Source organism: Vagococcus fluvialis bH819, assembly GCF_900163795.1.
In the GTDB taxonomy this organism is placed as follows: Bacteria; Bacillota; Bacilli; order Lactobacillales; family Vagococcaceae; genus Vagococcus; species Vagococcus fluvialis_A.
The window spans coordinates 12,740-25,286 of sequence record NZ_FWFD01000009.1; the positions used below are offsets into that span (position 1 = coordinate 12,740).

Sequence of the window (12,547 nt, forward strand, 5' to 3'; positions counted from 1 at the left end):
AGATGGCTATTAAAAATATGGTACAGGCTATTAATGAAGCCTTAACAGCAGAAATGAAACGTGACGAAAAAGTTTTAGTTTTTGGTGAAGACGTAGGAACAAACGGTGGGGTTTTCCGTGTAACCGATGGTATGAGTAATGAGTTAGGCGCAGATCGCGTGTTTGATACACCTTTAGCTGAGTCAGGCATTATGGGAATGGCTATGGGAATGGCTTTAGGTGGCTACAGGCCAGTTCCAGAAATTCAATTCTCTGGTTTTACGATGGAAGCAATTGACGGTTTACTTGGTCAATTAGCTCGTCATCGTTATCGTATGGGTGGAAGTGAAGGAGTTCCTGTAACGATTCGCTCAACATTTGGCGGTGGCGTTGGAACTCCAGAACTTCACTCAGACAACCTAGAAGGACTGTTTAGTCAATCACCAGGTTTACGTGTGGTTATTCCTAGTGGACCTTATGATGCAAAAGGCTTATTAACAGCAGCAATTAGAAATAATGACCCAGTTTACTTCTTAGAGCATTTAAAATTATACCGTTCTATCAAAGAAGAAGTGCCAGAAGAGTCATATGTTATTGAATTAGATAAAGCAAATATCGTTCAAGAAGGAACTGATATTACAATCGTGACTTATGGTGCGATGGTTCATGAATCTAAAAAAGCGATTGAAAAATTAGCTAAGGATGGTATCTCAGTTGAATTAATCGACTTAAGAACAGTTGCTCCTTTTGATATTGATACTATTTTAGCTTCTGTTAAGAAAACTGGACGTGTCGTTGTTGTCCAAGAAGCGCAACGTTTAACAGGTATTGGCAATCAAATTATGGCTGAAATTGCTGAAGGTGCAATGTATGAACTTGAAGCATCAATCGGACGTGTCGCTGCACCAGATAGTCACTTCCCATTTGGTCAAGCAGAATCTATTTGGTTACCAAATGCAAAAACAATTGAAGAACAAGTTAGAAAGACAATGGCTGAATAGAAAATAGGAGGATGACTCATGGCTTATATATTTAAATTACCAGATGTTGGAGAAGGTTTAACAGAAGCAGATATTTTACAATGGTTTGTTAAAGAAGGCGACGTAGTTAAAGTGGATGATCCTTTAGTAGAAATCCAAAATGACAAATCATCAATGGAAATTCCGTCACCAGTAGCAGGAACAGTGGTTAAGATTTTAGTACCAGACGGTGTGGCTCAAGTAGATGAAGGTATTATTGAAATCAATACAGGTGATGATGTAGTTGTTGAGACAGTTAAAGTTGAAACAGTAGAAGCAGCACCATCAGAAAGCTCTGGCAATTATGTTTTTGAATTACCAGATGTTGGAGAAGGATTGACAGAAGCGGATATTTTACAATGGTTTGTAAAAGAAGGCGATGTCGTTAAAGTGGATGATCCTTTAGTTGAGATTCAAAATGATAAATCATCAATGGAAATTCCGTCACCAGTGGCAGGAACAGTGGTTAAAATTTTAGTTCCTGAAGGCGTGGCTCAAGTGGATGAAGCTATTATTGAAATTAATAAAGGTGATAGCCCAGTTGCAGCACCAAAAGCAGAAGCTAAAACAGAAGTGGTGGCTTCAGCAGCACCAGTTGCTACAAGTACTTCAAAAACAACAGGTATTGTGAGAGCATTACCATCTGTTCGTCGCTATGCAAGACAACAACAAGTTGATTTAGCACAAGTTGTTGCTAGTGGACCAAATAACAAAATCTTGAAATCTGATGTGGATGCTTATCTGGCAGGAGGCTCGTCAGCTCCTACTCCAGAAGTAGTAACATCAACAGTATCAGCAACACCAGCTTCTGCCTCAGCACCAAAAGTAGAAAAAGCTGCTCCTGCGCCAGTTACAGTTCAAGGTGAAGATTGGGTTGAAAAAATGACGCCAACACGTCGTGCAATTGCTAAAGCAATGGTAACAAGTCGAACTGAAATTCCACACGTAACTGTTTTTGATAAATTAAGAACTGAAAAATTAGTGGAACACCGTAACATGTACAAAGAAATTGCGAAAGAAGAAGATGTTAAATTAACATTCTTGCCATATGTTGTTAAAGCAATGGTTGCAATGTTAAAAGCTTATCCTTCTTTAAATGCTTCAGTTAATATGACAAAATCTGAAATTGTTCATCGTGGCAATATTAATATTGGGATTGCGACAAACACAGAACATGGTTTATTTGTACCAGTGATTAAAAACGCTGATCGTAAGAGCGTCTTTGAGATTGCAGAAGAAATTTCTCACTTATCTAAAAAAGCAATGGCGAACGAATTAACTCGTGCCGATATGAGCGGTAGTTCAGCAACTATCACTAATATTGGTGGAATGCCTGATGCTGGTGGTGTTTGGTCAACGCCAATCATTAATTATCCTGAATCAATGATTATGGGAATTTCTCGTATTTCTGATGAAGTTGTTGTTAATGCGAATCGTGAAATGGAAGTTGCTTCAATTATGAGATTATCTTTTGCTTTTGATCACAGATTAGTGGATGGTGTGGAAGCACAAAATGCTTTAGCAGCCTTTAAAAAAGCTTTAGGTGATCCGAACTTAATGTTACTAAAAAATTAGGAAAATGGAGGTGTTGAAATGATTTTAGAGTCATTTGCTGCACTAAAAAAACACCTTTCAACAAATCAAGATAAATTAAAACGAGTGGTCGTTGCTAATCCAACTGATTCACAAACACTTTCCGCTGTTATGTCACTCTATGATGAAAAAATTCTTTTTCCTATTCTTGTGGGTGAAAAAATTAAAATACTAGAGGGCCTAGATGAATTGTCAATCACTGAAACATCAACATTAGAAATTGTTGATGTTTCAGGAGAGACAGAAATAGCTGAGAAAAGCGTGTCTTTAATTCGTCAAGGTATGGGAGACGTCCTAATGAAGGGGCATATCCAAACAAGAGATTTATTAAAGGCGGTAGTTAATAAAGAAAAAGGTATTAGGAAACAGAGTGTGCTATCCCATGTGTCGATTAATGAGATCCCTTATTATCATAAATTACTATTTTTAACAGATGGTGGTATGGTTTTAACACCTGATATTGATACAAAACAAGCTATTCTAATGAATGTTTTAGACTTAACCAAGCAATTGGGGTATGAAAAAACAAAAGTAGCTGTCTTGGACGCTAGCGAGAATGTAAATCCAAAACTACAAGCCTCTTTAGATGCAGAAGAACTAAAAAAACGTTCTGAAATCGGTATGTTTGGTGAAGCAATTGTAGAAGGACCGATATCTCTTGACCTTTCTCTAAGTACAGAAATTGCCAAAGAAAAAGAATATGAAAGTCCAGTAGCAGGAGAGGCAGATGTTTTACTAGTTTCAGATATTGTTTCTGGAAATTTACTTGGAAAAAGTATGATGACTTTTGGAAATGGTAAAATGGCAGGTCTTGTCTTGGGAGCAACCGTGCCAATTATTATTACCTCTCGTGGCTCAACAGCTGAAGAAAAAATAAATTCATTAATGATTGCTTGTGCAATGTGAGGAGTAAAGAAATGAAAAAAATATTAGTTATCAATCCAGGTTCAACATCAACTAAAATTGCTTATTATGAAGATAAAGAGGAACGTTTAAATGAAAATGTTTTTCATGATGATTCTGAATTAGCTGAATTTAAAACAATTGCAGATCAATACGATTACCGTTTAGCTTTAATTACAACGTTTTTAGAAAAAGAGGGCATCGATATTTCTGAATTAGATGCTGTTGTTGGCCGTGGAGGTTCACTTCCACCAGTAGAAGCAGGTGCTTATCTAGTCAATGATCAAATGATTGATTGGTTAGTTAATAAAACAGACGTTCATCATGCCTCTAATTTAGGTGCGATGTTAGCTCAAGGATTTAAAGAAAAAGCTAAATCAGAGTGTATTGCGATGATTTACGATCCAATCACAGTGGATCAATTTCATGATTTATCTCGTATTTCTGGTTTGAAAGGTGTTAATCGTCGAAGTATCGGTCACATGTTAAATATGCGCGCGATTGCGATGAAAACTGCCGAAGATTTAGGCAAACCTTATGAAGAAACAAACTTGATCGTTGCTCATTTAGGAAGCGGTTCAACAATAAGTGCGCATCAAAAAGGTCGGATGATTGATTTATCAATTGATGATGAAGGTCCCTTTTCTGTGGAACGAACAGGCAGCTTATGCTTGAAAGAATTTATTCCTTTTTGTTATCAAATGACGCAAGAAGAAATCACAAGTTGGACACGTAAAAAAGGTGGTATGATTTCATACTTAGGAACAAATAGTGGTATTGAAGTAGAAAAAAGAATTGATGCAGGTGACAAGGAAGCTGAACTTATTTTAGAAGCAATGGCTTACCAAGTTGCCAAAGGGATTGGTGAACTTGGCACAGTACTAAATGGACAAGTTGATCAAATCGTTATCACCGGAGGATTTGCTTATTCTAAACGCATCATCAACTGGGTGACAGAACGAGTATCATTTATTGCACCAGTTTCAGCGATTCCTGGTGAATTTGAAATGGAAGCACTCAGAAATGGTGCTTTAAGAGTGTTAGATGGTACAGAATTAGCTAATGAGTTTAATTAGCTACAAATATATTAGATCAAAAAAATGAAGAGGAAGACGATATGTCAACTTCTTCATTTTTTTATTCGTTTCATTTTTTTCATTTTTTCATAAGAGAACCCTTCTCCAATAGCCTCGTTGACAGTTATGACAGAGATAAAGGCTTTTTCATCCTCTTCTTTACAGATATCTTTGATTGCATTGATTTCTGGATGAGTTGCTACACAATAAATAATATTTCTTTCTTGATTAGAGTAGGCCCCTTCTGATTTTAAGAAGGTAGTTCCTCTTTCTAACTCGGTTAGGATTCGAGTTGAGATGATTTCATTTTTATCAGAAATAATAAAAATACCTTTGGCACTATATGTTCCACCTTGAACAAAATCAACAACAATGCTAAAAACGAAGACTGCTATTAGGGTGTACATCATTTCTTTGATAGAAAGATAAGTTAAAGAGAGCAAAAGGACCATTATATCTAAAATCAAAAGAGAGCGTCCAATCGTTAAACCAAAGTTTTTTTCTAAAATTCTTGCTACAATATCCGTTCCTCCCGTTGTCCCTCCTACTTTGTAGATAATCCCACTTCCAATCCCGCCAAATAATCCAGCTAAAAGAGCGGCAATCAGCAAATCATTTTCGACAGAAATAGCAATATTCATATTTTGCCAAAATAAAATATTCATAGATAAAGAAAAAGTTCCAACTAAAGTGTAAATTAATGTTTGGATTCCGAAAATTTTGAAACCGATAAGTATTAATGGTATATTCAAAAGTAAAGTACTGTATGCTGGATTAAATCCTGTAAGATTGAAAAGAATTAAAGTAATACCTGTCATTCCACCTTCTGCTAATTGATTTGGGATATTAAATGTTACTAGTCCAAAAGCGTAAATACTTGCACCTAAAAAAATAATGATCATTTCAATTATTGTTTGTTTATTAAACTTCATCTAATCACATCCTTATTGTTATCTTATCACTAAGAATATAAGCCTACAAGAGAAGGTAGTTGAAATATTAACTTATATTTTATAAGATATATAATAGAGATAGATGAAGGACTGAAAAAGAAATGACTAAAAATGAAAAAACAATAACAGAAATGCAATCGGAATTAGATGTCTACATTAATCAATTTGAAAAGGGTTATTTTTCTCCCTTAGTTCAATTAGCTAGATTAACAGAGGAATTAGGAGAACTTGCTAGAGAAATTAATCATACTTATGGTGAAAAACAAAAGAAAGAAACAGAGCTACCAAATAGTATTAAAGAAGAGTTAGGTGATGTTCTAATCTCTACGATTATTATGGCAAATTCTTTTGATATTAATTTGGCAGAAACGTTTAATGAAAACATGAATAAGTTCAATCAAAGAGATAAGTATCGATTTGCTCGTAAAAATGAAAAAAATTAAGAGATTGGAATAATAAAGATGAAGATAGATAAGCTACCTACGGAATTTATAAAAGCACTGCCCATTATTAAAAAAATTGAAGAAGCTGGTTATGAGGCTTATTTTGTTGGAGGGAGTGTCCGTGACATTATTTTGGACCATAAAATACATGATGTTGATATTGCAACTAGTGCATTTCCAGAAGAGGTAAAACAGATTTTCCCAAAAACAATAGATGTAGGCATTGAGCATGGTACTGTTTTGGTACTGTTTGATGAAGAACAATATGAAATCACAACATTTAGAACAGAGTCTACTTATCAAGACTATAGAAGACCAGATGAGGTAACTTTTGTCAGATCTTTAGAGGAAGATTTAAAACGTCGTGATTTTACAATGAATGCTTTAGCAATGAATAAAGATGGCATTATCATAGATCATTTTAATGGTATTGAAGCAATCAAAAATAGAGTAATCGTAGCTGTGGGGGATGCTTCTGAAAGATTTAATGAAGATGCTCTTCGGATGATGAGAGGGTTAAGGTTTGCGAGTCAATTAAGTTTTTCAATTGAAGAAAAGACGCTGCAAGCTATTCAGACACACCATTCATTATTAAGCAAAATCTCTGTTGAGCGAATCTATGTTGAATGGATCAAATTATTAATGGGTGAAAGTCGAAATCAAGGGTTAAGATTATTTACTGAGACAGGATGTTTCAGTTATTGCCCAGGATTTAAGAATAAAGAATCGGAGTTAAATAATCTTTTATTGTTAGATGATAGAAAAGTAATAGAGAATGAAATCATCGCTTGGTTATTAATTTGTTATTCTTTAAAAATTAAGGACACTTCTCTATTATTGAAAGGTTGGAAAGCTTCTAATAGAATGATCATAGCAGTAAAAGAAGGTGTTTTTCAGCTTAAAAATAGAGAAGTAAAAGAGTGGCAGAATTTAGATTTATATCAAGCTGGTCGAGAAATTGTTTCTTATGTTGAACAAGTCAGATTTATAATGAATCAGTCAAGCGATGAGAAATTAGCTCTACAGTTGTATGAAGAGCTAGCTATTAAATCAATTAAAGATTTATCGGTTGGAGGGAAAGAACTCCTAACTTATTTAGATAAGACTCCCGGACCATGGCTAGGAAAAACATTAGCTTATTTAGAAAAACAAGTTGTTCAAGGTAATCTTCTAAATGAAAAAAATAGCTTACTAAAAGCTGCTGAAACATTTATAAAGGAGGAGTCTTAAATGATATTAAGAAAAGAATTTATCGTAACAGATAATCAAACAGCTCTAAATATGGGGTCGGGTACACTTGAGGTTCTAGCAACACCAAGTGCTATTGCCATGGCAGAAAATACATGCATGACTCTATGCTCTTCACCTTTATCTGAGACACAAACAACTGTGGGAACTTTTATAGAGTTCAAACACATAAAAGCTTCCCTTGTAGGTGCTGAAATAATGGTTATTGCTAACATAGAAGAAAGCACAGAGAAAAAAATATGTTTTTCTTTTGAAATGTTTGATAAAGATTGTTTAATTGGTAAAGGAAAACATGAGCGAGTAATTGTAACAACTAGTTCATTTTTATCTCACATAAAATAATCAGTACAATTTGTGAATTTTTTAATAAACTTGTTTATTTTTTGTTTTTATCATGGTATACTAATTATGTAATAATCAAGAGGAAAGAGGAGATCATAGATGTCAAAAGAAATGAACAGCTTCAAATTCTATTTTAGAAATGATGAAACATGGACAATTAAACGTGAACATATTGGTGACTTGTGGATTAGTAAAGTTACGACTAGTTACGGTAGAATAAACGGAAGTGATTTCCAAAAGATTAATCCTTGTGAAGGGTTAAAAATAGAAATTTTCCAAGAAGCAGATCACGTACAAACAGATGATATTAATTTAGGTGGTTTAGAGTTAGGAATGTTCTCTAGAGCCGTAAAATATCAAGATATCGAAAAAATGAGTATTAATTTCGACGATGGTTCAAGTGATTTAATTTATTTCCCATATAAAGACAAAGCAACGCCTGGTCAAGAAGGATTAGACAATACTTACCAAACAACAAAAATATCAGCAGATAACAAATTATATATTGTTATTGACGCTGAGAAAATAGTAACAGATGTTTATTCAGATAAATTTTAATAGAGTGATAGAGACTGACCTTTAAAAGAGGCAGTCTTTTTTTTGCTTGGTGTTAAACGCCTTTTTCATCATGCTTGTAGTTTGGATTCAAAAAGCAACACCCTCGACAACTTCACAACTTATAAAAATCCCCAAAGCATGGATTGTTTATAAGTTCTTCCAGTTGCTTGGTGTTAAACGCCTTTTTCATCACGCTTGTTTCAAATCCATATATTTGGTAGAATAGGTTGGACTATTTTGAGAGTAGGGAAGATGAATGAAAATTCTGCGTGCGGATAATTTAAAAAAATCATATGGAATAAAAGATCTATTAACTGATGTTTCTTTTTTAATACGTGAAGGAGACCGCATTGGTTTGATTGGAATAAATGGGACCGGTAAGTCAACTTTAATGAATATTTTAGCTGGTCTTGATAAAGCAGAAGTGGGAGGTCTTGATTATCCACATGATTATCAGATAGGTTACCTATCACAACAAATAAATTTTGATGAAAATTTAACTGTTTTAGATACTGTTTTTGAAGGCAATTCTCCAATTATAAAGGCTGTTAAGGGTTATGAATTAGCTTTAAGTCAATTAGCTAATGATGGTGAGAACCCTGTGTTTCAAAAAAAGTATCAACAAGCTGAAGAATTGATGAATCGAGAAGATGCGTGGTTAGCAGATACGAATGCTAAAACAATTTTAAGTAAGCTAGGTATTTTATTTTTAGAAAAGAAAGTCTCGGAATTATCTGGTGGACAAAAAAAACGACTTGGGTTAGCGCAAGTATTGATCCAAGCTCCTGATTTATTACTTTTAGATGAGCCAACTAACCACTTGGATTATCAGAGTATTAGCTGGTTAGAGAACTATTTAAAAGATTACAAAGGATCTCTTGTTATTACAACTCATGATCGTTACTTTTTAGATCGAGTTACAAATAGAATTATGGAACTTTCTAAGGGAGTTCTTCATGAGTATGAAGGAAATTATGAATCTTATCTAACCTTGCGTGCTGAAAGAGAAGAAGTTGAAGGAAAGCAAAGTCATAAGAACAAACAGTTGTTTAAGCAAGAATTAGCATGGATGCGTGCGGGTGTTAAGGCTAGAGGAACTAAACAACAAGCTAGAATTAATCGTTTTGGTGAACTGAAAGAAGCGGTTTCAGGTAGCGATAACAAAGAAAATTTAGATATTTCGGTTGGGACTAAACGCTTAGGTAAGAAAGTTTTAGAAATCAATCATGCGTATTTTTCGATTGAAGAAAAACAGTTGATAAACGATTTTAGCTTGTTGATTCAGTCGAGAGAGAGACTAGGTATTACAGGAGAAAATGGTGCTGGGAAATCAACATTGCTAAACTTAATTGCTGGAAAATTAAACTTAGACAGTGGTACCATTGATCTAGGTGAAACAGTCAAAATTGGCTACTATACGCAGGAAAATGAAGGCTTAGACGAAAGTAAACGAATGATTCAATACTTACAGGAACAAGCGGAGTTAGTGGAACAAAAAGATGGTTCTACAATTTCTACAACAGAGATGTTAGAACGCTTCCTTTTTCCAAGGAATATGCACGGAACAGTTATTAGTCGGTTGTCTGGTGGGGAAAAAAGACGTTTGTATCTATTAAATATCTTAATTCAGCAACCTAATGTATTGCTTTTAGATGAGCCAACAAATGATTTAGATATTGAAACCTTAACTATTTTGGAAGACTATCTAAATAATTTTGCCGGAGCAGTTATTACGGTGAGTCATGATCGATACTTTTTAGATAAAACAATGGAGAAATTATTAGTTTTTCAAGGAAATAGTGTTATTGAACCATTCTTCGGCTCAATGAGTGAATATTTAAGTACTGAAAAAAATGAGGTACTAACAGTTAGTCAAACATCAACTGTAAAGGAAACAAAACAAGATACTACAGAAAAACATAAATTAACTTATATGGAACAAAAAGAATGGGAAACAATTGAAGATGATATTGAAACTCTTGAAACAACAATTGAGTCATTACAATCTGATATGTTAAATCATTCAAGTGACGCGGTCAAACTGCAAATGATGCAAAAAGAAGTGGCAGAGAATGAAGAAAAATTAGAAACTAAAATGGCACGTTGGGAATACCTAAGTCAATACATAGAAGAGTAGGGGGAATTTTAAATGGAGCAAGCTTATTTAGATTTAGCAACAAAGATCTTAGAAGAAGGCACAGAAAAACATGATCGAACAGGAACTGGCACGAAAAGTTTATTTGGGCATCAAATTCGTTTTGATTTAAGTCAGGGCTTTCCATTACTAACAACAAAGCGTGTTCCTTTTTCATTAATTAAAAGCGAACTTTTATGGTTTTTAAAAGGTGGTACAAATATCAAATATTTATTAGAACATAATAATCATATTTGGGATGAATGGGCGTTTGAACGTTACATTAAAAGCTCAGACTATCACGGTCCTGATATGACTGATTTTGGTCGCAGAGCTACATCTGATTCAAATTTTAATGAGATTTATAAAAAAGAGATGACAAAATTTTGTGAACAAATTTTATCAAATGAAGAATTTGCTGAAAAATATGGCGAACTTGGAAATATTTATGGGTCACAATGGCGTCACTGGAAAACAAGTCAGGGAGAAACGATTGATCAGATCAGTGATCTAATTGAAATGATCAAGCATAATCCAGATTCAAGACGATTAATTGTTTCTGCTTGGAATCCAGAAGATATTCCAAACATGGCATTGCCACCTTGTCACTCCCTATTCCAATTCTACGTAGCAAATGGTAAACTAAGTTGTCAGCTTTATCAAAGAAGTGCTGATGTTTTTCTAGGTGTGCCTTTTAACATCGCTAGTTATGCTTTGTTGACGCATTTAATTGCTCATGAAACAGGTTTAGAAGTTGGTGATTTTGTTCATACGTTTGGGGATGCTCATCTTTATTTAAATCATATGGAGCAAATTCAAGAACAATTATCAAGAAAAATCCGTGAGTTTCCAACACTTGAATTAAATTTAGAAAAACAATCTATTTTTGATTTTGAAATGGAAGATATCAAAGTAACTGGTTATAATCCGCATCCATCAATTAAAGCACCAATTGCGGTATAAGGGACAAAGGAATTATTTGGGAGGATATTTATTAATGATAGCAGCTATATGGGCTCAGGATGAAAATGGTTTAATAGGGAAAGAGGAAGTACTTCCTTGGCATTTGCCAAATGATTTACAGTTCTTTAAACAAATGACTGAAAATAATGTCATTGTTATGGGAAGAAAAACTTTTGAAGGAATGGGGAAACATTTACTACCTAATCGCCAAACTATTGTTTTAACGTCTGACCAAAATTATGATGCTAATGGCGCTTTAGTCATGCATTCTGTGGAAGAGGTTTTAGCATTTTCTAATGAATTTGAAGGAATTACTTTTATCACAGGTGGTGGAGAAATATATAAAAACTTCTTGCCACATATCGATGTTCTCTATAGAACGTTAATTAAAGCTAAATTTGAAGGAGATACTTACTTTCCTTATTTAGATTGGGAAGAATGGAATATTGTTAGTACAAGTGAGGGAGAAGTAGATGATAAAAATATCTACCCTCATGATTTTGAAACGTATCAACGAAATGCTTAAAAAAGCTTTAGCATAAAACGTCGTCAGTCCCATTTGGGAGTTGGACGACGTTTTTTTATTCAAACATAAGATAATTCTGCTAAAGGATCAGAATATGCAGTGCTTTCCAGTAAGTAATTAATCATTTGTCCTTCATACACTTTTGTTAAATTATCTATCGCTAATAAGTCATGTGGCGTGATAAGTTGATTTCTTTTTTGAAAAGTTACTATTTGACTTTCTGTTAATAATGTCGCTACGAATTCTGAACAAAAATAAGCATACTCTCGTTCTAAGCAGTATTTCATAGATAGAGCAACTAATCCTAAAAGATTATATTGAAAAAGTTGTTTGTTTATTTCGAAATAACTAATATTTTTTTGTAATTGTGTGTACTCATCTTCTGTTATTTCTAGAGAATAAATTAAGCAATGGCTAGTAAGAAAAAAAGAATCGTGAAAATCCTCTTTAACAAAACCACCAACTAAAGGATTATTCATTTTTTTTCTACCAAAACTATAAGTATCTTTTAGATTAATATCCAGTGCTAGTGACACATGATTGTATTTTTCTTTAGTGTAACATTTGATTGCTTTTGATAAAAAACTATTATTAGCGGAGTAAATTAAAAATATTTCCATATACAGCTACCTCATTAATTCCTTTTATATTGCTATTATATAAAATAATAACAGTAATTACATTGGTCTTTAGTCCTAAAAATATGATACATAAAAAAAGAGCCTAACAAATTGATATGCTAGACTCTTTTTAATTTATACAGGTCATTTTTAATAACCAGGAGATAAAAGACTGATCTCATAGAAACGT

The 12,547-nt window shown here is 33.7% G+C and carries 13 protein-coding genes; 11 read left to right on the top strand and 2 right to left on the bottom strand.

The window, feature by feature from the left end; genetic code table 11:
- Window positions 1-2: 2 nt before the first annotated feature.
- The 4 genes from FM121_RS06370 to buk are packed head-to-tail and all read left to right on the top strand — an operon-like array spanning window position 3 to window position 4,570.
- Entirely contained in the window at window positions 3-980 is a 978-nt protein-coding gene (locus FM121_RS06370) for an alpha-ketoacid dehydrogenase subunit beta (RefSeq protein ID WP_086951338.1), read from the top strand.
- An 18-nt stretch (window positions 981-998) separates the two neighbouring features.
- Window positions 999-2,573 (top strand): 2-oxo acid dehydrogenase subunit E2, encoded by a 1,575-nt coding sequence (locus tag FM121_RS06375; protein WP_086951339.1) that lies wholly within the window; start codon window positions 999-1,001, stop codon window positions 2,571-2,573.
- 18 nt (window positions 2,574-2,591) lie between these two features.
- Window positions 2,592-3,497, top strand: a complete 906-nt coding sequence (locus tag FM121_RS06380; RefSeq protein WP_086951340.1) for a phosphate acyltransferase — start codon at window positions 2,592-2,594, stop codon at window positions 3,495-3,497.
- A gap of 11 nt (window positions 3,498-3,508) precedes the next feature.
- Window positions 3,509-4,570, top strand: a complete 1,062-nt coding sequence (gene buk / locus FM121_RS06385) for a butyrate kinase (protein ID WP_086951341.1) — start codon at window positions 3,509-3,511, stop codon at window positions 4,568-4,570.
- Between the two features lie 53 nt (window positions 4,571-4,623).
- Here the strand turns inward: buk and FM121_RS06390 are convergent, their stop codons facing one another.
- A complete protein-coding gene (locus FM121_RS06390) occupies window positions 4,624-5,502 on the bottom strand; it encodes a YitT family protein (protein WP_086951342.1) in 879 nt (292 codons plus the stop codon).
- Window positions 5,503-5,624: 122 nt separating this feature from the next.
- Here FM121_RS06390 and FM121_RS06395 point away from each other — a divergent pair, with 122 nt between their 5' ends.
- The 7 genes from FM121_RS06395 (at window position 5,625) to FM121_RS06425 (ending at window position 11,737) form a co-directional block, all read left to right on the top strand.
- Window positions 5,625-5,966: a nucleotide pyrophosphohydrolase gene (locus FM121_RS06395; RefSeq protein ID WP_086951343.1), complete on the top strand. Its 342-nt coding sequence runs from the start codon at window positions 5,625-5,627 to the stop codon at window positions 5,964-5,966.
- Between the two features lie 18 nt (window positions 5,967-5,984).
- Window positions 5,985-7,196: a CCA tRNA nucleotidyltransferase gene (locus FM121_RS06400; protein WP_086951344.1), complete on the top strand. Its 1,212-nt coding sequence runs from the start codon at window positions 5,985-5,987 to the stop codon at window positions 7,194-7,196.
- Window positions 7,197-7,556: a thioesterase family protein gene (locus FM121_RS06405; RefSeq protein ID WP_086951345.1), complete on the top strand. Its 360-nt coding sequence runs from the start codon at window positions 7,197-7,199 to the stop codon at window positions 7,554-7,556. It begins immediately after the preceding gene.
- Between the two features lie 99 nt (window positions 7,557-7,655).
- A complete protein-coding gene (locus tag FM121_RS06410) occupies window positions 7,656-8,114 on the top strand; it encodes a hypothetical protein (RefSeq protein ID WP_086951346.1) in 459 nt (152 codons plus the stop codon).
- A 256-nt stretch (window positions 8,115-8,370) separates the two neighbouring features.
- Window positions 8,371-10,251, top strand: coding sequence for an ABC-F family ATP-binding cassette domain-containing protein (locus FM121_RS06415; protein ID WP_086951347.1), 1,881 nt, complete (start codon window positions 8,371-8,373; stop codon window positions 10,249-10,251).
- 12 nt (window positions 10,252-10,263) lie between these two features.
- Window positions 10,264-11,211 carry a thymidylate synthase gene (locus FM121_RS06420; RefSeq protein ID WP_086951348.1) on the top strand — a complete coding sequence of 316 codons (948 nt, stop codon included), beginning with the start codon at window positions 10,264-10,266 and terminating at the stop codon, window positions 11,209-11,211.
- Between the two features lie 34 nt (window positions 11,212-11,245).
- Window positions 11,246-11,737 (top strand): dihydrofolate reductase, encoded by a 492-nt coding sequence (locus FM121_RS06425; protein WP_086951349.1) that lies wholly within the window; start codon window positions 11,246-11,248, stop codon window positions 11,735-11,737.
- Window positions 11,738-11,796: 59 nt separating this feature from the next.
- On the opposite strand, the gene FM121_RS06430 is transcribed toward FM121_RS06425, so the two are convergent.
- Complete coding sequence (locus FM121_RS06430; protein WP_086951350.1) at window positions 11,797-12,357, bottom strand: hypothetical protein; 561 nt, start codon at window positions 12,355-12,357, stop codon at window positions 11,797-11,799.
- Between the last annotated feature and the right edge of the window lie 190 nt (window positions 12,358-12,547).

Bases quoted from the DNA above. Each gene is read 5' to 3' on its own strand.
- FM121_RS06370 (WP_086951338.1), top strand. From the start codon at position 3: ATGGCTATTAAAAATATGGTACAGGCTATTAATGAAGCCTTAACAGCA.
- FM121_RS06375 (WP_086951339.1), top strand. From the start codon at position 999: ATGGCTTATATATTTAAATTACCAGATGTTGGAGAAGGTTTAACAGAA.
- FM121_RS06380 (WP_086951340.1), top strand. From the start codon at position 2,592: ATGATTTTAGAGTCATTTGCTGCACTAAAAAAACACCTTTCAACAAAT.
- buk (WP_086951341.1), top strand. From the start codon at position 3,509: ATGAAAAAAATATTAGTTATCAATCCAGGTTCAACATCAACTAAAATT.
- FM121_RS06390 (WP_086951342.1), bottom strand. From the start codon at position 5,502: ATGAAGTTTAATAAACAAACAATAATTGAAATGATCATTATTTTTTTA.
- FM121_RS06395 (WP_086951343.1), top strand. From the start codon at position 5,625: ATGACTAAAAATGAAAAAACAATAACAGAAATGCAATCGGAATTAGAT.
- FM121_RS06400 (WP_086951344.1), top strand. From the start codon at position 5,985: ATGAAGATAGATAAGCTACCTACGGAATTTATAAAAGCACTGCCCATT.
- FM121_RS06405 (WP_086951345.1), top strand. From the start codon at position 7,197: ATGATATTAAGAAAAGAATTTATCGTAACAGATAATCAAACAGCTCTA.
- FM121_RS06410 (WP_086951346.1), top strand. From the start codon at position 7,656: ATGTCAAAAGAAATGAACAGCTTCAAATTCTATTTTAGAAATGATGAA.
- FM121_RS06415 (WP_086951347.1), top strand. From the start codon at position 8,371: ATGAAAATTCTGCGTGCGGATAATTTAAAAAAATCATATGGAATAAAA.
- FM121_RS06420 (WP_086951348.1), top strand. From the start codon at position 10,264: ATGGAGCAAGCTTATTTAGATTTAGCAACAAAGATCTTAGAAGAAGGC.
- FM121_RS06425 (WP_086951349.1), top strand. From the start codon at position 11,246: ATGATAGCAGCTATATGGGCTCAGGATGAAAATGGTTTAATAGGGAAA.
- FM121_RS06430 (WP_086951350.1), bottom strand. From the start codon at position 12,357: ATGGAAATATTTTTAATTTACTCCGCTAATAATAGTTTTTTATCAAAA.